This is a genomic window from Campylobacter lari subsp. concheus (assembly GCF_008245025.1).
Taxonomy (GTDB): Bacteria; Campylobacterota; Campylobacteria; order Campylobacterales; family Campylobacteraceae; genus Campylobacter_D; species Campylobacter_D concheus.
This window is the reverse complement of sequence record NZ_CP043426.1, coordinates 501,456-524,255: the sequence shown is the minus strand read 5'-3', so window position 1 is coordinate 524,255 and position 22,800 is coordinate 501,456. Positions and strand designations below refer to the sequence as shown.

The 22,800-nt window shown below is 31.1% G+C and carries 21 protein-coding genes and 1 tRNA gene; 10 read left to right on the top strand and 12 right to left on the bottom strand.

Annotation, left to right across the window (positions count from 1 at the left end; all coding sequences use genetic code 11):
* Positions 1–11: 11 nt before the first annotated feature.
* From purL to CLCT_RS02765, 5 genes are read left to right on the top strand one after another with little or no spacing between them, the layout of a single operon-like run.
* Positions 12–2,189, top strand: coding sequence for a phosphoribosylformylglycinamidine synthase subunit PurL (gene purL / locus CLCT_RS02785; protein ID WP_149062184.1), 2,178 nt, complete (start codon positions 12–14; stop codon positions 2,187–2,189).
* A 2-nt stretch (positions 2,190–2,191) separates the two neighbouring features.
* Positions 2,192–2,962 (top strand): TerB family tellurite resistance protein, encoded by a 771-nt coding sequence (locus CLCT_RS02780; RefSeq protein ID WP_149062183.1) that lies wholly within the window; start codon positions 2,192–2,194, stop codon positions 2,960–2,962.
* Positions 2,959–4,491, top strand: coding sequence for a bifunctional phosphoribosylaminoimidazolecarboxamide formyltransferase/IMP cyclohydrolase (gene purH, locus CLCT_RS02775; protein ID WP_149062182.1), 1,533 nt, complete (start codon positions 2,959–2,961; stop codon positions 4,489–4,491). The genes CLCT_RS02780 and purH overlap by 4 nt, the downstream gene beginning before the upstream one ends.
* 15 nt (positions 4,492–4,506) lie before the next feature.
* Positions 4,507–6,099, top strand: a complete 1,593-nt coding sequence (locus CLCT_RS02770) for a methyl-accepting chemotaxis protein (RefSeq protein WP_149062181.1) — start codon at positions 4,507–4,509, stop codon at positions 6,097–6,099.
* 11 nt (positions 6,100–6,110) lie between these two features.
* A complete protein-coding gene (locus tag CLCT_RS02765) occupies positions 6,111–6,524 on the top strand; it encodes an META domain-containing protein (RefSeq protein ID WP_039668192.1) in 414 nt (137 codons plus the stop codon).
* A gap of 10 nt (positions 6,525–6,534) precedes the next feature.
* Here the strand turns inward: CLCT_RS02765 and pyrF are convergent, their stop codons facing one another.
* From pyrF to CLCT_RS02735, 6 genes are read right to left on the bottom strand one after another with little or no spacing between them, the layout of a single operon-like run.
* A complete protein-coding gene (gene pyrF, locus CLCT_RS02760) occupies positions 6,535–7,218 on the bottom strand; it encodes an orotidine-5'-phosphate decarboxylase (protein ID WP_149062180.1) in 684 nt (227 codons plus the stop codon).
* Positions 7,215–7,613: a transcription antitermination factor NusB gene (gene nusB / locus CLCT_RS02755; protein ID WP_039668190.1), complete on the bottom strand. Its 399-nt coding sequence runs from the start codon at positions 7,611–7,613 to the stop codon at positions 7,215–7,217. Before nusB ends, pyrF begins: the two co-directional genes overlap by 4 nt.
* A gap of 1 nt (position 7,614) precedes the next feature.
* On the bottom strand, positions 7,615–8,085 hold the full coding sequence (gene ribH, locus CLCT_RS02750; protein ID WP_012661257.1) for a 6,7-dimethyl-8-ribityllumazine synthase: 471 nt from the start codon (positions 8,083–8,085) through the stop codon (positions 7,615–7,617).
* 11 nt (positions 8,086–8,096) lie between these two features.
* On the bottom strand, positions 8,097–8,900 hold the full coding sequence (kdsA, locus tag CLCT_RS02745) for a 3-deoxy-8-phosphooctulonate synthase (RefSeq protein WP_149062179.1): 804 nt from the start codon (positions 8,898–8,900) through the stop codon (positions 8,097–8,099).
* A gap of 21 nt (positions 8,901–8,921) precedes the next feature.
* Positions 8,922–10,283 (bottom strand): uracil-xanthine permease family protein, encoded by a 1,362-nt coding sequence (locus CLCT_RS02740; protein WP_149062178.1) that lies wholly within the window; start codon positions 10,281–10,283, stop codon positions 8,922–8,924.
* Positions 10,273–11,205 (bottom strand): DMT family transporter, encoded by a 933-nt coding sequence (locus CLCT_RS02735; protein ID WP_149062177.1) that lies wholly within the window; start codon positions 11,203–11,205, stop codon positions 10,273–10,275. The genes CLCT_RS02740 and CLCT_RS02735 overlap by 11 nt, the downstream gene beginning before the upstream one ends.
* 99 nt (positions 11,206–11,304) lie before the next feature.
* Between CLCT_RS02735 and der the strand changes: the two genes are divergently transcribed.
* Genes der through CLCT_RS02710 form a run of 5 tightly spaced genes read left to right on the top strand, consistent with a single transcriptional unit; the run spans position 11,305 to position 17,785 of the window.
* A complete protein-coding gene (der, locus tag CLCT_RS02730; RefSeq protein ID WP_149062176.1) occupies positions 11,305–12,690 on the top strand; it encodes a ribosome biogenesis GTPase Der in 1,386 nt (461 codons plus the stop codon).
* A complete protein-coding gene (locus tag CLCT_RS02725; RefSeq protein ID WP_149062175.1) occupies positions 12,674–13,171 on the top strand; it encodes a shikimate kinase in 498 nt (165 codons plus the stop codon). Before der ends, CLCT_RS02725 begins: the two co-directional genes overlap by 17 nt.
* Positions 13,168–14,127, top strand: coding sequence for a tryptophan--tRNA ligase (gene trpS / locus CLCT_RS02720; protein WP_149062174.1), 960 nt, complete (start codon positions 13,168–13,170; stop codon positions 14,125–14,127). Before CLCT_RS02725 ends, trpS begins: the two co-directional genes overlap by 4 nt.
* Positions 14,128–14,138: 11 nt before the next feature.
* Complete coding sequence (gene serS / locus CLCT_RS02715; RefSeq protein WP_039668182.1) at positions 14,139–15,374, top strand: serine--tRNA ligase; 1,236 nt, start codon at positions 14,139–14,141, stop codon at positions 15,372–15,374.
* An 8-nt stretch (positions 15,375–15,382) separates the two neighbouring features.
* Positions 15,383–17,785, top strand: coding sequence for a tetratricopeptide repeat protein (locus CLCT_RS02710; protein WP_149062173.1), 2,403 nt, complete (start codon positions 15,383–15,385; stop codon positions 17,783–17,785).
* 87 nt (positions 17,786–17,872) lie between these two features.
* On the opposite strand, the gene CLCT_RS02705 is transcribed toward CLCT_RS02710, so the two are convergent.
* The 6 genes from CLCT_RS02705 to CLCT_RS02680 form a co-directional block, all read right to left on the bottom strand.
* Positions 17,873–17,947: transfer RNA gene (locus CLCT_RS02705), tRNA-Asn, on the bottom strand.
* A 68-nt stretch (positions 17,948–18,015) separates the two neighbouring features.
* Positions 18,016–18,924, bottom strand: coding sequence for a radical SAM protein (locus tag CLCT_RS02700; RefSeq protein ID WP_149062172.1), 909 nt, complete (start codon positions 18,922–18,924; stop codon positions 18,016–18,018).
* Positions 18,921–19,943 (bottom strand): uroporphyrinogen decarboxylase, encoded by a 1,023-nt coding sequence (gene hemE / locus CLCT_RS02695; RefSeq protein ID WP_149062171.1) that lies wholly within the window; start codon positions 19,941–19,943, stop codon positions 18,921–18,923. Before hemE ends, CLCT_RS02700 begins: the two co-directional genes overlap by 4 nt.
* 12 nt (positions 19,944–19,955) lie before the next feature.
* Entirely contained in the window at positions 19,956–20,462 is a 507-nt protein-coding gene (locus CLCT_RS02690; RefSeq protein WP_149062170.1) for a YqhA family protein, read from the bottom strand.
* A gap of 11 nt (positions 20,463–20,473) precedes the next feature.
* Entirely contained in the window at positions 20,474–21,490 is a 1,017-nt protein-coding gene (locus tag CLCT_RS02685; protein WP_149062169.1) for an aspartate-semialdehyde dehydrogenase, read from the bottom strand.
* Between the two features lie 12 nt (positions 21,491–21,502).
* Positions 21,503–22,792 (bottom strand): sigma-54-dependent transcriptional regulator, encoded by a 1,290-nt coding sequence (locus CLCT_RS02680; protein ID WP_039668178.1) that lies wholly within the window; start codon positions 22,790–22,792, stop codon positions 21,503–21,505.
* Between the last annotated feature and the right edge of the window lie 8 nt (positions 22,793–22,800).

Genomic DNA, 22,800 nt, shown 5'->3' with positions numbered 1-22,800 from the left:
AAGGAGAGACAATGGATAAAGAAATTATAAAACAACACAAAATTAGCGATGAGGAATATCAAGAAATTTTAAATATACTAGGTAGAGAACCTAATTTACTAGAGCTTGGAGTAATTTCTGCTATGTGGAGCGAACATTGCTCATATAAATCAAGCAAAAAATACCTTAATGGCTTTCCAACCAAGGCTCCTTGGGTAATCCAAGGCCCTGGTGAAAACGCTGGGGTGATAGATATAGGCAAAGGAATGGCAGCTGTATTTAAAGTAGAAAGTCATAATCATCCAAGCTTTATAGAGCCATTTGCAGGTGCAGCAACAGGTGTGGGTGGAATTTTACGTGATGTTTTTACCATGGGCGCAAGAGTTGTCGCAGGTATGAATTCATTAAAATTTGGCAACATCCACGATGAAAAAATAGGCAAACATCAAAAATATTTAATTAAAGGTGTAGTAAGTGGAATTTCACACTATGGTAATTGCATGGGTGTGCCTACTATTGGTGGAGAATGTGCTTTTGATGAATGTTTTAATGGAAATATCTTAGTTAATGCTTTTGCGCTTGGAACTTGCAAAATCGAAGATATTTTTTATGCAAAAGCTGAAGGTATAGGCAATCCTGTAATTTATGTGGGTTCAAAAACTGGTCGTGACGGGCTTGGTGGAGCTGTAATGGCAAGTGATAGTTTTAATGAATCTAGCAAAAGCTTAAGGCCGACCGTGCAAATTGGCGATCCATTTGCTGAAAAATTGTTAATGGAAGCTTGCTTAGAACTTTTCAAAACTGATTATATAGTTGGAATTCAAGATATGGGTGCAGCAGGACTTACTTCAAGCTCTTTTGAAATGGCAGGACGCAGTGGTAGTGGTATGAAACTTTATCTTGACAAAACTCCTATGAGAGAAGAAGGTATGACTCCTTATGAGTTAATGCTAAGTGAATCTCAAGAAAGAATGTTAATTTGCGCCAAAAAAGGCTATGAAGAAAAAGTTATTGAAATTTTTAACAAATGGGGGCTTGATGCAGCTATTATAGGCGAAGTTACCGATACTGGCAGAATGGAACTATTTTGGCATGATGAATTAGTTGGCTTAATCCCTATTGAACCATTAAGCGAAAAAGCACCTATACTTGATAGACCTGTAGATAAACCAAAATACCTAGATGAGATAAAAAACTATCAATTTAAGCTCAACATTCCTACCCAAGAAGCATTTGAAAAACTCCTTGCAGATGAAAATGTTAGCAATAAAGCTTATATTTACGAGCAATTTGACTCAAGCGTACAAACTAATACTTTAAAAAGCAATGGAGCTTTAGGAGCTAATAGTATTAGAATTAAAGAAAACAACTGCTTACTTTCTATGGCCATTGAGTGTAACTCAAGATTAAACTATGTAAATCCAAAAATCGGTGCAGCAGCAGCTGTTGCAAGCGCAGGAAGAAAAATAGCATGCTCAGGAGCTAGACCTTTGGCAATTAGTGATTGTTTAAATTATGGTAATCCACAAAACCCTGAAGTAATGTGGCAATTTGCCCAAGGTTGCGAAGGTATTAAATTAGCTTGTAAAGAACTCAATACACCTGTAGTAAGCGGAAATGTTTCTTTATATAATGAAACCGATGGAGTAAGTATTTTTCCAAGTCCAACCATAGCTTGTGTTGGGGTAAATGAAAAAGCAGAAAATGTTTTAAAATCATATTTTAGCAAAGATACTAGCGCTATTTATCTACTTGGAGAAAGCAAAGGTAATTTTGGAGGATCTTTGATTGCTAAAGTGCTAGATCAAAAAGTAGCAGGAGAGCTTGAAGATATAGATTTTAGTGCAGAATTAAAACTATGGGATTTCCTATTAAAGGCAAACGAAGCAAAAATACTTGATTGTGCTAATAGCATAGGTATAGGCGGTCTTGCTATTACCTTAGCTAAAATGAGTGCAAAAGCAAATTTAGGCATTGAAATAAAAACTGATTTTGAAGATAAGAGTTTTATTTTCGAAGAAAGCCCAACAAGAGTTATAGTTGGCGTTAAAAATGAAGAAAAATTTATCAAATTTGCAAATGAAATTGGAGTTAAATTTACAAAACTTGGAAATTTAACTGAAAAAGATTTCATTTTAGATGATATTAAGATATCTTTAGCAAAACTACAAACAATTTATTTTGATAAATTTAATGAGTATTTAGGATAAAAATGCTTTTTGTTTTACTCGTATTGGCAATTTTGGCATTTTATTGGTATTATAAAACATGGGGTAAAGATGATCTTTTAGGCTCTTTTAAAAAAGGAGCTAAAAGTTTCTCTCAAGGTTTTAAACAAGGCTATCACGAAGAAAGAATCGATGGATTTAAAAGAAGATTAAACTACTATGTTATAGCACTTTTAGCAAAAATAGCAAAAAGTGATGGCAGGGTTAGTGAAAATGAAGCTAATATGATCTCACAAATTCTTGATTACAATGCCAAAGATTCAAGAGAAAGAGAATTTTTAAAACAAAGTTTTAATGAACACAAAAACACCTTAAACGACACCTATGAGGTAGCCAAAGAACTCATCAAAGAAGTACCTTTACCTCAACAAGAAAGAATTAATATATTAAATGTTTTGGTAGCAATGGCCTTGATTGATGGAGAACTTAACAACACTAAAAAAGATGTATTAAAAGCCATTGTCAAAGCATTTAATCTTGATGTAAATATACTTGAAAGACTTCTAAATTCTATGCAAACTCAAAAGGTGGGTATGAATTTGCAAAAAGCATGCGAGATCTTAGGTGTAAGCGAAAATGTAAATTTACAAGAGCTTAAAAAACGCTATAGAGAACTTGCTAAAAAATATCATCCTGATATTTTAAACGCAAACAACAGCGATGAAGCAAAAATAAAAGAAGGTGTAAAAAAATTTCAAGAAGTTAATGAATCTTATGAATTTTTAAAACAATACATAGAAAGGAAAAATCAATGAAAGCACTAATTAGTGTCAGTGATAAAGAAGGAGTAGTGGAATTTGCTAGTGAGCTTGCAAAATTAGGTTTTGAGCTTTTATCTACTGGAGGCACTTATAAGCTTTTAAAAGAAAACAACCTGCAAGTACAAGAAGTTAGTGATTTTACTCAAAGTCCTGAAATGTTTGAAGGACGTGTAAAAACCTTGCACCCAAAAATTCATGGCGGAATTTTATACAAAAGAGAAGACGAAAGCCACCAAAAGCAAGCTAAAGAGCATAATATAGAAAGCATAGACTTACTTTGTGTGAATTTATATCCTTTCAAAAAAACTACAATTTTAACCCAAGATTTTGATGAGATTGTAGAAAATATCGATATCGGTGGCCCTGCTATGATACGTAGCGGTGCGAAAAACTTTAAAAATGTCATTGTAGTTTGTGATATTTTAGATTATGACAAAATCATACAGGCTTTAAAAGATAATACTTTAAATCTTGATTTTAGAAGAGCATTGATGATCAAAGCCTATGAGCATACAGCAAACTATGATGCTTATATAGCAAATTATATGAACGAGCGTTTTAATGGTGGTTTTGGTGCAAGTAAATTTATTGTAGGTCAAAAAGTATTTGACACAAGATATGGAGAAAACCCTCATCAAAAAGGTGCTTTATATGAATTTGATGACTTTTTCACGCACAATTTTACAACCTTAAAAGGTGAGGTAAGTTTTAATAATCTAACCGATATTAACGCGGCTTTAAATTTAGCAAGCGCTTTTGATAAAGCTCCAGCAGTAGCCATTGTAAAACATGCAAATGCTTGTGGTTTTGCTATAAAAGAAAACTTACTCCAAAGCTATATTCATGCGCTTAAATGCGATACCTTGAGTGCTTACGGAGGAGTTGTTGCTATCAATGGAACCTTAGACAAAGAGTTAGCACAAAAAATCAATGAAATTTATATAGAAGTAATCATTGCAGCAAATGTAGACGATGATGCTTTGGAAATTTTTAAAGATAAAAAACGTATTAAAATCTTTACACAAAAAGCGCCATTTTTAACTAGAGCTTATGACAAATATGATTTTAAACATATAGATGGTGGTTTTGTATATCAAGATAGCGATGAAGTTAAAGAAGATGAATTAAAAAATGCAGTATTAAAAAGCGAAAGAAAAGCTAATGAACAAGAATTAAAAGATCTTGAAATAGCTATGAAAATTGCCGCATTTACCAAATCAAACAATGTAGTATATGTAAAAAATGGGGCTATGGTAGCTATTGGTATGGGTATGACAAGTCGTATTGATGCAGCTAAAGCAGCTATTAATAAAGCCAAGGAAATGGGGCTTGATTTACAAGGTTGTGTTTTGGCAAGTGAAGCTTTCTTTCCATTTAGAGATAGTATAGATGAGGCCAGCAAAATAGGTGTAAAGGCCATTATCGAACCAGGAGGAAGTATAAGAGATGAGGATATCATTCAAGCTGCTAATGAATATGGGATTGCACTATACTTTAGTGGCATAAGACACTTTTTACATTAACACAAGGAGCTTTAAATGTTTAAAAGCATAGGCGCAAAGATATCTTTAGCAATGATTTCTACATTGCTAATTAGTTTTATTATCATGCAAATTATCTTACAAAAAGATTCTCAGCAAACGACCGATAGAATCAGCCGTGCACATTTAGATACCTTAAGCACTTCTGTTTTTCAAACATTAAGAATGGCAATGAATTTAGGTGATCCTGTTATTATAGAACAAGCTATAAAAGATGCTGGAGAGATTGAAGGCATAAAAGATATTAAAATTTATCCATCAAAAAGCACCATTGAGCTTTTTGAAATGAAACATTTTACAAAAAGCAATGAAAGTATCATCAACGAACAATTTAACAAGCCACAAATACAAGCCATTGAAATCAATAATAATCAAGGACATTATCTAAGACTTGTACGTCCATTAATTGCCAATGAAAGTTGTTTAGCTTGCCATGCCAATGCTAAAGAGGGTGATGTTTTAGGTGTCATGGATATGTATAATGATTTAAAACATATTGATGATGATTTAGCAAATTCAGCTAGAACTTATATTATAATCTTTAGTGTTGCTTTACTTTTTACTGTTTTTGCTGTACTTTATATTTTAAAAATAGTTGTAGGTAATCCAGTTTTAGATCTTTTAAAACACGCTAAAGAATTAGCCAGTGGTGATGGAGATTTACGCGCAAGAATCAACATAAAAAGCACCGATGAAATAGGCAAAGCTTGCACCTACATCAACCAATTTATTGAAAAAATTCAAAATACAGTGATTTCTACTAATGAAAATTCTCAAATGGTAGATAAGCAATCTAAACTTTTAAATGCCAACGCACTTGATCTAGCAAATAGAACAAAAGAAGGACATACAAAAACTGACGAATCTTATCATCTAAGCGAGCAAATTCATACAGAATTACAAGATCTTGCTGAACTTTCAAACAATGCAAATAAAGCAAACACAAAATCTTTTGAAGTTTTAAACACCATGCTTGATTCATTAAATCAAGTAGTAGATAAAGTAAGAGTTGTTGCAGAAAATGAAGATGTTTTATCTCAAAAAGTTGAAGTTATGGAAAAACAAGCAGAAGAGATTAAAAAAGCTTCTGATATGATGGGAGAAATTGCTGATAAAACTAATCTTTTATCATTAAATGCAGGTATTGAAGCTGCACGTGCTGGAGAATTTGGTCGTGGTTTTTCAGTTATTGCTGAAGATGTAAGAAATCTTGCTCAAAGCTCGGAAGATTTTTTAAAAAATATTGCTATTGTCACCAAGCAATTAGTAGATAGTATTAATGAAGTTTCCAAAGAACTAAAACATAATGCTAAAGAAATTAATTCTTTAAATCAAGACGCAAAAGATCTAGTAGAAGGAACCAATGAAGTAAAAGTTTGCAACGAAAATGCAAGAGACTTAGCAAATGCTTGTATGCGAAAAATCTCAAGTACACAAGAAACTTTACAATCTTTACTTGATAAAATGCAAGAAACGGTAAAATTAAGCGATAAAAATGAAGAAATTTCAAAAATTTTGCTTGATGTTGCTCATGAGTTAAATGTAGTTTGTCAAAATTTAGAAAACGAATTAAAACATTTTCATGTATAAGGAGAATAAAAATGAAAAAAATAATAACATTAAGTATAGCAAGTTTAGCTGTTTTTAGTGGATGTTCTGTGGCAAATTTAAGTGTTGATGATTTACAAAATAAAGAATTTACCATAAGTTCTTATGAAGCAAATGGAAAAAGTTATAAGCTTCCTCAAAATATAAAAACAAGTATTAGTTTTGACAATAAAGACAAAAGGCTTTTTGGAACAGCAGGGTGTAATAGATTTTTTGGAAATTATAAAGATCAAGGAAGTAGCATAAAAATAGAAGATAATCTTGCTTCAACAAAAATGCTTTGCGATCAAGAATCTATGAAATTTGAAGACAATTTCCTAAGATACTTTAATGGAGAATTTAAAATCATTAACGATGATGAAGGAATTATTTTAGAAAATAAAAAAATGAAAGTTTATTTAAAATAAGCCTTAAGGCTTATTTTAAATACTCTAATATATCCTCGCAAATCCTTCTGGGTTCTTTTGCTTTATAAATAGGTCTTCCAACCACAATAAAATCTGACAAATTATCCTTAGCACACTGTATATCAGCTACTCTTTTTTGATCATCTGAATTTTCTTTAAACGGACGAATTCCAGGCGTTAATGTAATAAAATTTGTACTTGTATTTTCTTTTATTAGCAAGCTTTCATATACCGAGCAAACCATACCATCAAGACCGCTTTCATAACTAATTTTAGAAAAATCTTTAACAGCTTGTTTAATATTTTGTCTATATACACTAAAAAATTCTTGTTCATCAAAGCTAGTTAAAGCAGATACGGCAAGCACCAAAGGTCTTTTGCTTAAAGCATTTAAGCGCTCCATAATCATACACATAGCACTTTTACCTGCACTTGCATGGATATTAAACATATCCACATCAAGCTTAGCAAGTTCTTCACAAGCATCTGCCATAGTATTTGGTATATCATAAAGCTTTAAATCTAAAAAGATTTTAAAATTATCCACTTTTTTAATCGCTTCTAAAAGCTTCGCTCCATCTCTTAAATACGATCTAAGCCCTATTTTAACCCAAAGATCTAAACCTTTTAATTCTTTGGCTAAATTTATACACTCATCATAACTTGCCACATCAAAAGCCACACAAAGTTTCATTGCACTTCCTTGTTGATTTTATCTAGCACACCATTGATAAATTTAGGAGCATTATCCCCTGCCATTTCTTTTGCAAGCTCTATGGCTTCATTAATAATAATCGCTTTTTGCGTAGAAGTAAATAAAATCTCATAAGCACCCAAACGCAAAATAGCCTTTTCTATACTAGCTACTCCATCTAACTTGTGCTCTTTTAAGCATTCGTTAATTTTCTCATCAAGCAAAGTAAGTTGCTCATTAATACCATTATATAAATCTAGAGTGAATTTTCTTTGCTCATTGCGAATTTTTTTCTCATCTAAAAATTCATTGATAAAATCTTTATTTTCTTGATTTAACTGCGCGGCATAAAGCAAAGAAACAATACTTTGTCTTACTTGGTGTCTAGTAGCCATTTTAAGCCTTAATTTTTTGGATCAAATTAAGCATTTCAACCACAGTAAGCATAGCTTCAAACCCTTTATTGCCTGCTTTACTACCTGCTCTTTCTATAGCTTGCTCTAAAGTATCAGTTGTTAAAACTCCAAAGCTTACAGGCACATTAGCTCCAAGCCCTACGCTTGCTATACCTTTAGTAGTTTCAGCTGCTACATAATCAAAATGTGGCGTACTTCCACGAATTACCGCTCCAACACAACAAATTCCATCAAATTTTTTACTCTCACAAGCTTGTTTTAATGCAAAAGGAATTTCAAAAGCACCCGGTACTAAAATAAGACTTAAGTTCTCTTCCTTACCTCCATGTCTTAAAAAAGCATCTTTAGCACCTTCAACCAAACGATCTGTGATAATATGATTAAATCTTGCATTAATAATTGCAATTTTCTCATCACCTTTTAAACTTAAATTTCCCTCTATTATCTTCATATTTTTCCTTTTTAAATGATTTCTTGAATTTTTAAAAGCATATTTACGCAATTTTTAAGTCTTGAAAGATCAAGCATATTTGGTCCATCACATAAAGCCTTACAAGGATCAATGTGCGTTTCAAAGAAAAATCCATCCACACCTACACTAGCTGCAGCTCTTGCTAAAGGCTCTACAAATTCACTTTTGCCTCCACTACTTCCACCATTTGCTCCTGGCATTTGTACACTATGAGTAGCATCAAAAACAACTGGAGCATATTTTCTCATAATAACCAAACTTCTCATATCTACAACCAAATTTCCATAGCCAAAACTCGAACCCCTCTCAGCTACAAAAACACCATTTTCTTTGGCTATTTCAAACCCTTCTTCGTTAATGCCTCTAGTTTGTAAAATTTTAGCCACGCTGTATTTAATATCTTCAGGATTTAAAAATTGCCCTTTTTTTACATTTACCTTGGCTTTTGTTTTAGCAGCAGCCACCAATAAATCAGTTTGTCTGCATAAAAAAGCTGGAATTTGTAAAACATCTACAACTTCAGCCGCAATACTTGCTTGAGAACTCTCATGAATATCAGTTAAAATTTGCATACCAAATTTATCTTTAACTTTTTGCAAAATTTCCAAGCCTTTTTCGATGCCTGGCCCTCTAAAACTATTAATACTAGTTCTATTTGCTTTATCAAAACTTGATTTAAAATAAAAATCAATTCTATTATCTTTTAAAAAGTATTCAAGCTCTTGTGCAACCTTAAAAACAAGCTCTTCATTTTCTATCACACAAGGCCCTGCTATTAGTATCATTTTTTTCATCATTTTTTCCTTGTTTTTTTATTATTTTACTTTATTTTTATTATTTTCTTCAAGAGGAAAAACAAAATTTAAAATAATAGCTGTAATCCCACCTGCTGCAATCCCTGAAGAAAATAAAGTTTTAAACCACATTGGCATAAATTCTAAAATATCAGGATTATTAGAAACTCCAAGCCCTATACCCAAACTCATAGCTATGATGATAATAGAACGACGGTTTAAATTTTCTTTAGAGATAATCCTAACCCCCGTTGCAGCTATAGTACCAAACATCACCAAAGTTGCCCCACCTAAAATAGGCTCTGGAATTTGCAAAGTAATATCAGCCACGATAGGAAATAAACCCAAAATCATCAACATAAAAGCTACAATAAACCCTACATAGCGACTTGCAACACCTGTTAAAGCTATGACGCCATTATTTTGCCCAAAACATGAGTTTGGAAAAGTATTAAAAAAGGCCGAAACAAAAGAATTAAAACCATTTGCCAAAACTCCACCTTTTAATCTTTTTGCATAAAGTTCACCTTTGACTGGCTGATTGGAAACTTCACTAGTAGCACTAATATCACCAATTGTTTCTAAAGAAGTTACCATAAAAACCAAAATCAAAGGTAAAATGAGATTATAATCAATACTCAAACCATAATGCAAAGGATCAGGTAAAAACATTAAAGGTAAATTTTCATTAAAATTAAAGCTAAAATTTTCAAAAGTCATAGCCACTAAAAGCCCTACTATCATAGCTATAAACAAAGAAGAAATTCTTATATATGCATTATTAAAGCGATTTAAAACAATAATGCTAAAAATCACAACTCCAGCTAATAATAAATTTTGTAAAGAACCAAACTCACCGCTTGCCTTAGCCGCAAATCCGCCTCCTGCACTCACAAGACCAACATTAATCAAACTAAGACCTATAATCATCACTACTATACCTGAAACCAAAGGCGAAATCACTCTTCTAATAAAAGGTAAAATTTGAGAAATAATCATTTCAGTGGTAGAACAAAGCATTAAAGTACCAAAAATAGCCCCAAGCATTGCTTCTTGTGATAAACCATTATTTTTCAAAACAAGCCCACCTAGTATAATAGGCGCAACAAAGTTAAAACTAGTCCCTTGAATAGATAAAAGTCCACTCCCTATAGGACCCCAAGTTTTAATCTGTAAAAGCGAAGCAACACCTGAAGCAAAAAGTGACATGCATATAATTCTAGCTGTATTAGTATCGTCTATTCCAAGACCCTTGCAAATTAATAAAGCAGGTGTAATCACAGCCACAAACATAGCCATCAAATGCACCAAAGCAGCAAAAAAAGCTTTAGCAAAAGGCGGTTTGTCTTCTAAACCATAAATTAAATCTGTTTTATTTTCCATTTTTATTTCCTTTTATTTGCTTACTAACCAAAATAATTCCTCCTATAACAATGCTAAAAATCCCTACAAAAACCATCAAACTAGGAAATTCATCTCCTAATAATATGCCCAAAAATAAAGTAAAAACTACATCTATATAACTAACCCCAGCAACAACTCCTGCCTTTTTCGCCACCCCATAAGCTTTGGTAACATGAATTTGATACATTGCTCCAAAAACACCCATTAAAATAATAAAAATCCAAGCTTTAAAACTAGGCATCACAAAAGGAGCAATTAAAAAATCAAGTTCTTTTATTTCATAAAAAGAACCTATAATCATAGACATTAAAGGCATTAAAGTACCAATTAAAACAAAAGATAAGGCTATAAAAGGCGCTGGATATGATTTTCTTAGCTCTCTTACGCTAGTTAGCGCCAAGGCTGCACAAAAACCACTTAAAATTCCCAAAATGCTATTTTTCAAATCAAAACCTGAATGCGTAGTACTATCTGCAAAAGGCTGACAAATTAACAATACCCCTATAAAAGCAATCAAAATCCCAAAACAAGCTTTTAGCCCTAAACTTTCTTTAAAAAATAAAAAAGCAATTAAAGCTATAAAAATCGGTGCTGTTTTTTGAAAAGCAAAAGCCCCACCCAAAGAAATATTAGAAACATTATAAAAGAAAAGATATAAGGCAATCGTTCCTATAACACCTCTAAAAATAAGCAAACCCAAACGACCGCCGCTTTTATGAAAATTTAATTTTGAAAGCGCATAAAGCATAAAAGCTGTGCCTATGATATTTCTAAAAAACATAATTTCAATCGATGATAATTCTTCACTAAGAATTTTTGCACAAGCGCCTACAAGTGCAAATTCTATGGAAGCAATAATCATAAAATATATACCTAAATTTTTTTTAACTATTCTTAACATATAAATTCCATATAAAAATTCCCGTTATTTTAGTCTTTTTTGCTTAATTTTAAGGCAATTTTTATATAATCACAAATAAAAATTTAAAAATGAGTATTAATGCAAAGTATTATTTTAATAGGAAAACCAAATGTCGGCAAATCAAGTCTTTTTAATAGACTTGCAAGAAAACGCATAGCTATCACCAGTGATATCAGTGGAACTACAAGAGATACTAATAAAATAGAAGTGGAAATTGATGGTAAAAGAGCCTTATTGATAGATAGTGGTGGACTTGATGAGAGCAATGAGCTTTTTAAAAATGTTAAAGCAAATTCATTAAAAACTGCTAAAAATAGTGATATTATCTTTTATATGGTAGATGGAAAATTTTTACCTGATGATGAAGATAAAGCTTTTTTTTATGAAATGAAAAAACTCAACAAGCCTATAGCCTTAGTGATTAATAAAATAGATAATAAAAAAGATGAAGAAAGATCTTGGGAATTTTCTAATTTTGGCGTGAAAGAAGTTTTTAATATCTCTGTTACACATAATATAGGTATTGATGAGCTTTGCATGTGGGCTGGTAAGTTTTTAAATGAAAGCTTTTTAAATGCAGATGAAGAAGAAGACTTTGAAAGTTATTTAGAAAATTTTGATGAAAATAGCGGAGATTTTAAGCTAAAAACCATCAATGAAAACCATATTAAAGTAGGAATTATCGGCAGGGTAAATGTAGGAAAATCCAGTCTTTTAAATGCTTTAGTTAAAGAAGAACGTAGCGTGGTAAGTGATATAGCAGGCACTACAATTGATCCTGTTAATGAAAGCATTATTCATAAAGATAGAATCATTGAGTTTGTAGATACAGCAGGAATTAGAAAACGCGGGAAAATACAAGGTTTGGAGCGTTATGCGCTAAATAGAACTGAATACGCCCTAGCTAATGCTCAAATTGCACTTTTAGTTCTAGATGCAGCTGAGGGGTTTAACGAATTAGATGAGCGTATCGCAGGACTTGCTGCTAAACATTGCTTAGGTGTGATTATCGTGCTTAATAAATGGGATAAAAGCGAGCTTGATTTTGATAAAACTTTAAAAGAATTAAAACTAGATCGTTTTAAATTTCTAGCTTATGCACCTGTTGTAAGTGTATCGGCTTTAAGTGGAAAAAGAGTACATGTGCTTTTAGATAAAATTTTAGAAGTTTTTGCAAATTTCACGCAAAAAATTCCAACAGCAAAATTAAATGCTTTAGTAGAAGAGGCCACAAGAGCACACCCATTACCTCATGATTATGGAAAACTAGTTAAGATATACTATGCTGTGCAGTATGACTTAGCACCTCCAAAAATAGCTCTAATCATGAATAGACCAAAAGCCTTGCATTTTAGTTATAAACGCTATTTACAAAATCAAATCAGAAAACAATTTAATTTTGAAGGTGTTCCTTTGATTTTAGCTTCAAGAAAAAAAGGTAGCAAAGATGAGCAAGAAGGATAATCTCCTTTTTGTAGGCTTTATGGGCTGCGGTAAAACAACCATAGCAAGAGCTTATGCTAAAAAATACGATAAAATATTTTTAGATACAGATAGTTTAATCAAAGAAAAATTTAATCTTGAAATTGATGAAATTTTTAAAACATATGGAGAAAAAAAATTCCGTAAAGAAGAAAAAAAACTTGTTTCTTTTTTAACTTGTGTGCAAGATTGCTCTATTGCAAGTGGTGGTGGTTTTATAGAACAAAAAAAATTAAAAGATATTGGGATAATTATATATTTAAAAGCAAGCTTTGATTATCTTTTGCAAAGATTAAGCACGGAAGAATTAGCCACTAGGCCTTTACTTGCAAATATAAATAATGCCAAAATTCTTTTTAATCAAAGGGCAAAAAAATATGAAAAAAAAGCAGATATTATAATTAATATTGAAAACAAAAATATTAAAGAACTTATCAAAGAGATTAAAAAAGAGGTAAAATGAGAGTTATTACAGGATTGCAACCAAGTGGAAACTTACATATAGGCAATTATTTTGGCTCAATCAAACAAATGCTAAATATGCAAGAAGAAAATCAAATGTATATGTTTATAGCAAATTACCATGCTATGACTTCAAGTTTTGATGGTGAAAAGCTCAGACAAAATTCACTCAAAGCTGCAGCAGCTTTTTTGAGTTTAGGGATTGATCCGCAAAAAAGTGTGTTTTGGTTGCAAAGTGATGTAAAAGAAGTAATGGAGCTTTATTGGATTCTTTCTCAATTTACTCCAATGGGACTTTTAGAAAGAGCACATAGCTATAAAGATAAAATTACCAAAGGTTTAAATGCCAACCATGGACTTTTTTCTTACCCTATTTTAATGGCTGCAGATATTTTGCTTTTTAATGCTCAAGTAGTTCCTGTAGGTAAAGATCAAATTCAACACGTTGAAATAGCAAGAGATATAGCCTTAAAGGTAAATAACGAATGGGGTGAAATTTTCACTCTACCTCAAGCTAAAGTTAATAATGAAGTTGCGGTAGTACCTGGCACTGATGGAGCCAAAATGAGCAAATCTTATCAAAATACAATCGATATTTTTAATACACCAAAAGCTATTAAAAAACAAATTTCTTCCATTGTTACAGATAGTACAGCTTTAGAAGATCCAAAAGATTGGCAAAATTGCAATATATTTAAAATCGCAAAATTGTTTTTAGACAAAACAGAGCAAGAAACTTTAAAAAGCCGTTATGAAAAAGGTGGCGAAGGTTATGGACATTTTAAAATGTATTTAAATGAAATCATTAGTGAGTATTTTGCCTCGGCCAAGGGCGAATATGAAAAATTATTAGCCAATCCTTCTAAAATTGAGGAAATTTTAGAATTTGGAGCAAGTAAAGCAAAAAAACAAGCTCGAGAAACAATGGAAAAAATTTATGCTAAAATAGGACTATAAAAGGAGTTAAAATGTTAGATTTAAAACTTTTACAAAATAATTTCGATGAAATTGCACAAAAATTAAAAGCTAAAAAAGTGGATGAAAATTTGCTCAAAGAACTGAGTGATTTATTTATAAATTTAAAAAAAGAAAAAGCACTTTTAGAAGAATTTCAAGCTTTTCAAAACAAATTTAGCAAAGAACTTGCAACAGCACAAGATAAAGAAAGCTTAAAAGCACAACTAAGTCAAAATAAAGAAAAGATTAATACTCAATCAAAAATCGTTAATGAATTAGAAGAAAAACTGGAGCAAATTGCTCTAGCAATACCAAATACCCCTGATGATTGTGTGCCTTTTGGAGAAGATGAGAATGAGAATGTAGAATTAAAAAAAGTTCTAACTCCACCTAGTTTTGATTTTGAAATTAAAGAACATCATGATTTAGGAGAAAAATTAAATTGGCTTGATTTTACAAGAGGAGTTAAAATCTCGCAAAGTCGCTTTTGTGTGCTAAAAAATGAAGGAGCTTTGTTAAACAGAGCCTTAGTAAATTATATGATAGATTTTAATAGAAGTAGAGGTTTTGAGTTGGTTAATGTACCATTTTTAGTAAATAGTGCAACCATGTATGGTACCGGACAGCTTCCCAAATTTAAAGATGATATGTATAAGGTAGAAAATGATGATTTATACCTCATCTCAACTTCTGAAATTCCTGTAACCAATCTTTATTCTAATGAAATTTTAGCTCAAGAAGAATTGCCTTTAAAAATGACTTGCTATAGCGCTTGTTTTAGACAAGAAGCAGGAAGTGCGGGTAGAGACACAAGAGGTATTATAAGACAACATCAATTTGAAAAAGTAGAGCTTGTTAGTATATGCAAGCCTGATCAAAGCGAGTTAATGTTTGAAGAAATGCTAAATTGTGCTAGTGATTTACTAAGTTCTTTAGGTCTAGCACACAGACATTTGATGCTTTGTACTGGAGATTTAGGTTTTTCAGCTGCAAAAACAGTGGATTTAGAAGTTTGGCTTCCATCACAAAATAAATACCGTGAAATTAGCTCTGTATCTAATTGTAAAGATTTTCAAGCAAGACGTGCAAAAATTCGCTTTAAAAACGATAAAGGCAAAAACGAATTAGTGCATACGCTTAATGGCTCTTCGCTAGCTGTTGGAAGAACCTTGGTAGCTATCATGGAAAACTATCAAGAAAAAAATGGAAATATAAGAATTCCTGATGTATTAAGAAAATACTTTTAAGAGAAAACATGGCTGAAGAAGTAACACTTAAAGAACAAGACAATCAAGAAAAAGCTTTCTCTGAGTTAGATGAAAATCCAGGAGTAGAAGAACAAGCTATCCCTCCTGGCATGATACCTCCTGAATTAGAGGAAGAAGAAAGCACCTTTCAAAGAGTGGAAGAAGAACCTCAAACACCGCAACCTGAAGAGAAAAAAAAGCTTTTTGATAAAAAATTTATTATTTTAATTTTTGCGCTTGGAGGTCTTGCTCTAATATTGCTTGTAGTTTTAATTTTACTCATAGTTTTCAAAGAAGATAAACAAGCTATTTTAAATACTCAAATTTTAGATGATAATACTAGCTCAAGCATCACTAAAGTAAAACAATCAGCATTAGATCTTGTAGTACAAAAAGCAAATTTATTATATGAAAAAGGTGATGTAGAAAGCGCTTTAGAACTTTACAATAACATTAACATTTTTAACCAATCCTTATCTAGTTATAATCTTGGCGTAGCCCAAATGAAACAAAAAGATTATACTAGTGCAATTGAAAATTTCAAGCAATCTTTAGAATTAGAAGAGCACAAGGTAGCTGCTGCTATAAACACTGCTGTGTGCTATTTTAATCTTGGTAATAAAGAAAAATTTAATTATTATCTTGACTTAGCAAGAGTGCATTTGCCACAAGATTCCAAATCATCTTTGTATGATTATTATCTAGGTTTAATTAATTATTATCAAGGATTTTACCCTGAAGCCTTACAAATGTTTATGCGCTCAAACAACATCAATGGTTATCAAGGTGAATCTTACTATCTTGGAGCAAAAGTTTATGCTTTATTAAAATCAGAAAAAAATGCCATTGATTTTCTACAAAAACAAGAAGATTATGAAGCAAGCTTACCCTTAGGCTTATTATATGCAAAATCAGGAGACTATCAAAAAGCTAAAGAATATCTTGAAAAAGCCTCAAAGATAGGAGAGCATGAAGCTAGAAGCAAGGTTGCTTTAGCCTTAGTTGAATTAAAAACTGGTCAATTTGAAAGTGGTGCACAAATTTTAAAAGCTCTTTACATTAAAGATAAAGATATAGGTTCAAAATACTATAATATCAAAACGAGATTAAAAAGAAATTTTTCAAATATTGATATCGCCCAACAAAATTTTGCTAAGAGATTAATTACCGGAAAACAACAAATATATGATTTACTGTTTTACTTTTCACCATATCGTGTTTTTGACGTTAAACAAAGCATGGAGCTTATTACAAAGGCTGATTTGGGAAATTTTATACAAGGATATGAGTATGAAAATGAATTACTTGTTAAAAGTAAGGCTTTATCAGGGGTTAATATAGAATTATCTCATGCTATTAACTTGGCTTTTAATTTTCATCTAAGAGAGGCTAATCAAGAATTTAAAAATTTAAGTGAAATTTATCATGCTCATGATGTAATTCATTATAATCTTGCCCTAACTTATGCACAATTACAAGATTATAACAATGCTTATAAGCACTTTTCAACCGCATATCATTTAAATCCTAAAAATTATATTGCAGGAATTTTTGGCATATATTGTATGGATCTAGCAAAGAAAGATTATACAAAACTTGCTAATGAACTTTTAGAAAATCTCCAAGCAGATAATACCATTGATCAAAACAATAATATATACAAATATTTACTATATTTGGCCAAAAATGACTTTACTGCTACTATTCCTTACCTAGATAATCTTTCAAATACTAATAACACACCTTTGGAGTTAATATTTGCTATTATAGCTGCAAATGGCAATAATCTTGAAACCCTAAGAAACCAAAAAATAAAAGAATTAAAAGATTTATTAAGCGAGGATATTATTAGCAATATTTTATATTTTAACTCCAAAAGTATGAACTTAAATATCAAAGAATACGCCAAACAAGCTCAAATGTATTTTTTAAATACCAAACTTGATTATAATTCTTTATTTGGCGGGGCTGGGATAGTTAAAGATAGCTATGTAACACTTATGCAAATAACAGGCTTGCTTAATCATGTTAGAAATGATATTAAAAAAAGACTAGCTATGAGTAATAAAAATTCCATTGGATTAATCTTTGCTCTAGCTTATGTAGATATATTTGCAAAAGAATACCAAGAAGCATATACACTTTATAATATTTTAATAGATGATTACAAAATTAAAGATGCTCAAACTTTATTTTTAGCTGCAGTTGCAGCAATAGGTTCAAATAATCCAAACTCAGCTATTGCTTTGCTTGAACTTGCAAGATTAGAAAATGAAGAAACCTTAGAAGCAAGGCTTGCTTTAGGACTTTTATACCATGAAGTGCAAAACCTAGAACCTGCTATGTTTCAGTATGAAAAAGTAGGCAATAATTTCGAAAGCAAATTCTTTACTTTTGATATCAAAAACTAGTATTTTCATAACGAAAATACTAGTTATATAAAAATCATATAATTTACTTAACACTTATAAAAATCAAGATTATAATCTAAAAAGAAGTGGCTCCGGATGTAGGATTCGAACCTACGACCAATCGGTTAACAGCCGACTACTCTACCGCTGAGCTAATCCGGAACATCAATAAATAAGAAATGATATTATATAAGAAAAAAATGCTCTTGTCAAGAGTTTTTCGTAAAAAATTATATTTTTTTGTAAAAATTCACTCCTGCTAAATTTTTTACAACGACTTTTTGCTCTTTAATTAATTTTTCTAATAATTCTTTACTGTATTGACTGAATTTATTTTCAACATCAAATTCACTTTGAGCTCTAAGTTGCAACATTTTTAAAAGCTCTTGAGTATTAAAATCAATTTTTTCACCTTTATAATAATGCTTAGCAAGAACAACAGGGGTGGTATTAATATACATACTTAATTCTTCTAATTTTTCCATAGATACACCTTTAACAGGATAAGCCGGAGGTCTATCAATAGTGCTAAAATCCACTCTTAATGGCTTTATTTTACCAAATACTTCATTTAAAGCTAACATTTCTTCTTTATTGTCATTTAAGCCTTGTACAACTAAAACTTCCATAACAAGCTCACCTAGAAATTTTTCCCTAAAAGCAATCATTTTATCAATCATTGTTTTAAGTTTAATTTGTTTTAGAGCTTTATCTATTCTATAAAATGTTTTTTCTTTAGCACTATCAAGACTAAATTTAACCACATCAATATCCAATAAAGCATTAAATACATTTGGATTTAACACACCGCTGCCATTACTTAAAATCAAAAGTTTTTTATCTTGTTTTATTTTATTTAACTCACAAACTAATTCTTTTAAATAAGGATACAGACTAGGTTCACCATTTGCAGTTAATGTGAGAAAATCGAATTTCACATCGCTAGCTAAAGCTTGCTCTACTTGTTCCAAGATATCTTGAATTTTTGGATATGCTAAAGACTTTTCCACAGGTTTTGCAGCTTGCAACTCACAATATACACAATCGAAATTACATTGCTTTTGATTTGGACTTAAATCAATCCCTAAGGAAAGCCCAAATCTTCTTGAACTTATGGGGCCAAAAGTAATTTTATTCACTTTTTAGATTTCTCTTGAACTAGCTTGATAAAATATTTAGCATTTTCAACAGGAATATCAGGCAAAATACCATGTCCAAGGTTAAAAATATGTGCACTATCTTGCATGATATTTAAAATTTTATCCACTCCTACTTCGATCGCCTTTTTATCATACAATCTACAAGGCTCCATATTACCCTGTAAAGTATATCTAGCGCCTAGTTTTTCTTTTGCTAATTCTAAAGGCGTACTCCAATCTACACCAAAAACATCAAAATTTCCATTTATACCATCCAAAAATCCACTAACACCTTTAGGAAATAAAATCACGGGAATATGTGGATATTTTTCTTTGATAAAATCAGCAATTTCAAGCATGTATTTAAAAGAAAATTCAAAAAACATCTCTTTTTCTAAAGCACTTGCCCAACTATCAAATATCTGTATAGCATTAGCCCCTGCTTTAATTTGTTCTTGAATATAATACTTTAAAGCTAAAGTAAGTTTGGATAAAATTTGATGTAAAAATTCAGGATTTTGATAAACTAATTTTTTACATTTTACATAATTTTTACTACCACCACCCTCTATCATATAAGTAGCAATAGTCCAAGGACTTCCACAAAAACCAATCAAAGCTTTATCATGCGCAAGTTTTTCTCTAGTAAGCGCTAGTGCATCATAAACATAAGAAAGATTTTTAACACTTTTTTCAACATCTAATCTTTCCAAATCTTCCTTAGTTTTAATGGGATTTGAAAATACTGGCCCTTCGCCTTTTTCAAATTTTAAATCCATGCCCATTTCTAAAGGTACAACTAAAATATCTGAAAAAATAATAGCCGCATCAACACCCAAAATATCCACAGGTTGTAAAGTAACTTCACTTGCTTTTTTATAGTCCCTGCAAAGCGATAAAAAATCCCCGGCACTTGCTCTAACTTCCATGTACTCAGGTAAATACCTTCCTGCTTGACGCATCATCCAAACTGGAATATAAGGGGTTGATTTTTTAAAACACGCATCAATAAAAATCATTTTTATTCCTTATTAATGATCGCTTTTATGCAAGAAATAAAGCCCTACACAAAGAGCCAAAATAGAACCTGCCAAATAAGTCATATCTAAAACTGTATTAAGTTGCATTTGTAAAATTCTTTGGAAGAAATTTACAATCAAAACCATAATAATAACTTTAGCAAGTTTATCTTTTAGTTGATCTAAGCTATGCACTTCTAAAACTTTAGATTGTTTGGTTTGTTTAAATTCTTCTATTTCGCTAATAAATAATTCATAAATTCCAAAAGAAAAAATAAACAAAACCAAAGCCATTAAATATAAATCTACAGCTCCAATAATTAATCCTACAATATCTTCATGTAAATCAATATTTGACTTTGCAAGTGTAAAATATTCAAATACATATTTTAAAACTTTAATCACATCATAACTTGCGATAAAAAATAAAACAAAAGCTCCTATTAAACCAAAAATTACAGGTAAAATAGTAACCAAACGACTCTTAACTAATAAATTTTCAAAAAATCTTTCTAACATTTTTCCCCTTTTTAAACCAATTCTAGCCATTTTTGTGCAATACGCACTGCATTTGTAGCAGCTCCTACACGAATTTGATCAGCCACACACCATAAGTGTAAAATGTTTTTATGATTAATATCACGTCTAATTCTTCCTACATAAGTTTCGTTAGTATCACTTGTAAAAAGCGGCATAGGATATTTTTTATTTTCTACATCATCAATCACAACAACACTTGGTGCTTTAGAAAGTATCTCTCTAACTTTAGCAACATCAACATCTTTTTCAAAATGCATAGTAATGGCTTCACTATGACTTCTAAGCACAGGAACTCTTACGCAAGTTGCTGAAATTTCAAGTTTTTTATGCAATATTTTTTGCGTTTCATTCACCATTTTTAATTCTTCTTTAGTGTAGCCATTGTCGCTAAAAACATCAATTTGAGGAATCAAATTTAAAGCCAAAGTATATGGAAAGGTTTTTGCTTCAAATTCATCTAATTTAAAAGCAAAAAAACTTTGCATTCCTTGAACTAGTTCTTCCATACCTTCTTTACCTGCGCCACTTGCTGCTTGATAAGTACTTACATCTACTCTTTTTAAATTAAATACATCATCAAGTGGTTTTAAAACATGTACCATTTGTATGGTAGAGCAATTTGGATTAGCAATAATCCCTGTTTTTTCCCAATCTTTAATATCTTCACTATTGCATTCAGGTACCACCAAAGGAACATTCTCGTCCATTCTAAAATGGCTCGTATTATCAATCACTACAGCACCACATTCCACTGCATATTTTGCATACTCAGCACTTATATTTCCTCCAGCGCTAAAAAAAACAATATCCACAGGATTTTCTTTAAAAACACTTGGAGTTAATTCTTTTACTTTATAGCCTTTACCTCTAAATTCTATTTCACTACCTGCGCTTTTTGCACTTGCTAATGGCAAAATACTTTCAACTGGAAAATCAAGCTCATCTAAGACATTTAAAAGTTCTTCACCAACTGCTCCTGTTGCACCTACAATAGCTATTTTTTTCATTGTCCGTCCTTTTTAAGTAATATTGTATTTTTTCATTTTTTCGCTAAAAATTTTCTCACTCATCCCTATAAGTTTAGCTGCTTCTGTAATATCTTGCGAATTTTTTAAAGCTTCTAAAATCAATTCTTTTTCAAGATTTTTAATATCTTTACTCTTTCTACTTTCCAAAAATAAATCTTGAGCACTAATCTCATCATTTTCACTTAAAATGCAAGCTCTTTGTATAATAGAAATCAATTCTCTAATATTACCTGGAAAATCATAAGCTAGTAAAGCATCTTGCGCTTCTTGGCTTAAAGTTTTCTCATTAAAATCATATTCTTTACACGTATCAAGTAATACCTTTTGCGCGATTTGCAAAATTTCTTCTTGACGCTCTCTTAGCGGTGGTATATTAATAGGAATAGTATTAAGTCTATAATATAAATCTTGTCTAAATTCATTATCTGCAATCTTTTTTTCTATATGAGCATTTGTTGCACTGATAATTCTTACATCAATCTTTATACTTTTAGTACTCCCTAATCTTGTAATTTCTTTTTCTTGTAAAGCTCTTAATAATTTTGCTTGAATTTCATAAGGCATTTCACCTATTTCATCTAAAAATAAAGTACCTTCATTAGCAAGCTCAAACAATCCTATTTTAGTAGTATTAGCATCAGTAAACGCACCTTTTTCAAAACCAAAAAGCTCACTTTCAATCAAATTTGATGGAATTGCCGCCATATTAATTGCTACAAAAGGCTTTTGCGCTCTTTTTGAATTTTTATGTACAAAATTTGCAAAAACTTCTTTACCTACCCCACTTTCTCCAAAAAAAAGTACACTAGCATCTGTTTTGGCAGCTTTTAAAGCCAAATTTAAACAATTTTCCAAAGCCTTAGAAGTACCATAAAAATCTTGATTTTCTTCTTTTTTAGTAGTCTTTTTATTTGTTTTTTTAGAAATCTTTTCTTGAATTATTTTTGCGCGTTTTATTGCAGTTACTAAAGTATTGATATCAAATGGTTTTACTAGAAAATCTTTTACTCCAAGCCTTACCGCTTCTATAGCGCGATTTAGCGTTGCATTGCCTGTGATAATGATAAAATCATATTTATTCTCACAAGCTTGTACAAATTCAATACCATCCATACCCGGCATATTAATATCTGTAATAATTAAATCAACATCATCATTAAGTTTTTTTAGCGCTTCAGTTGCTGATTTATAAGATTTTATAGCAAATTCTTCATACTCACCCAAAGCTATTTCGAGTGATTTTCTCATATTTATATCATCTTCAACTATAACTAAATTCATCTCAAACC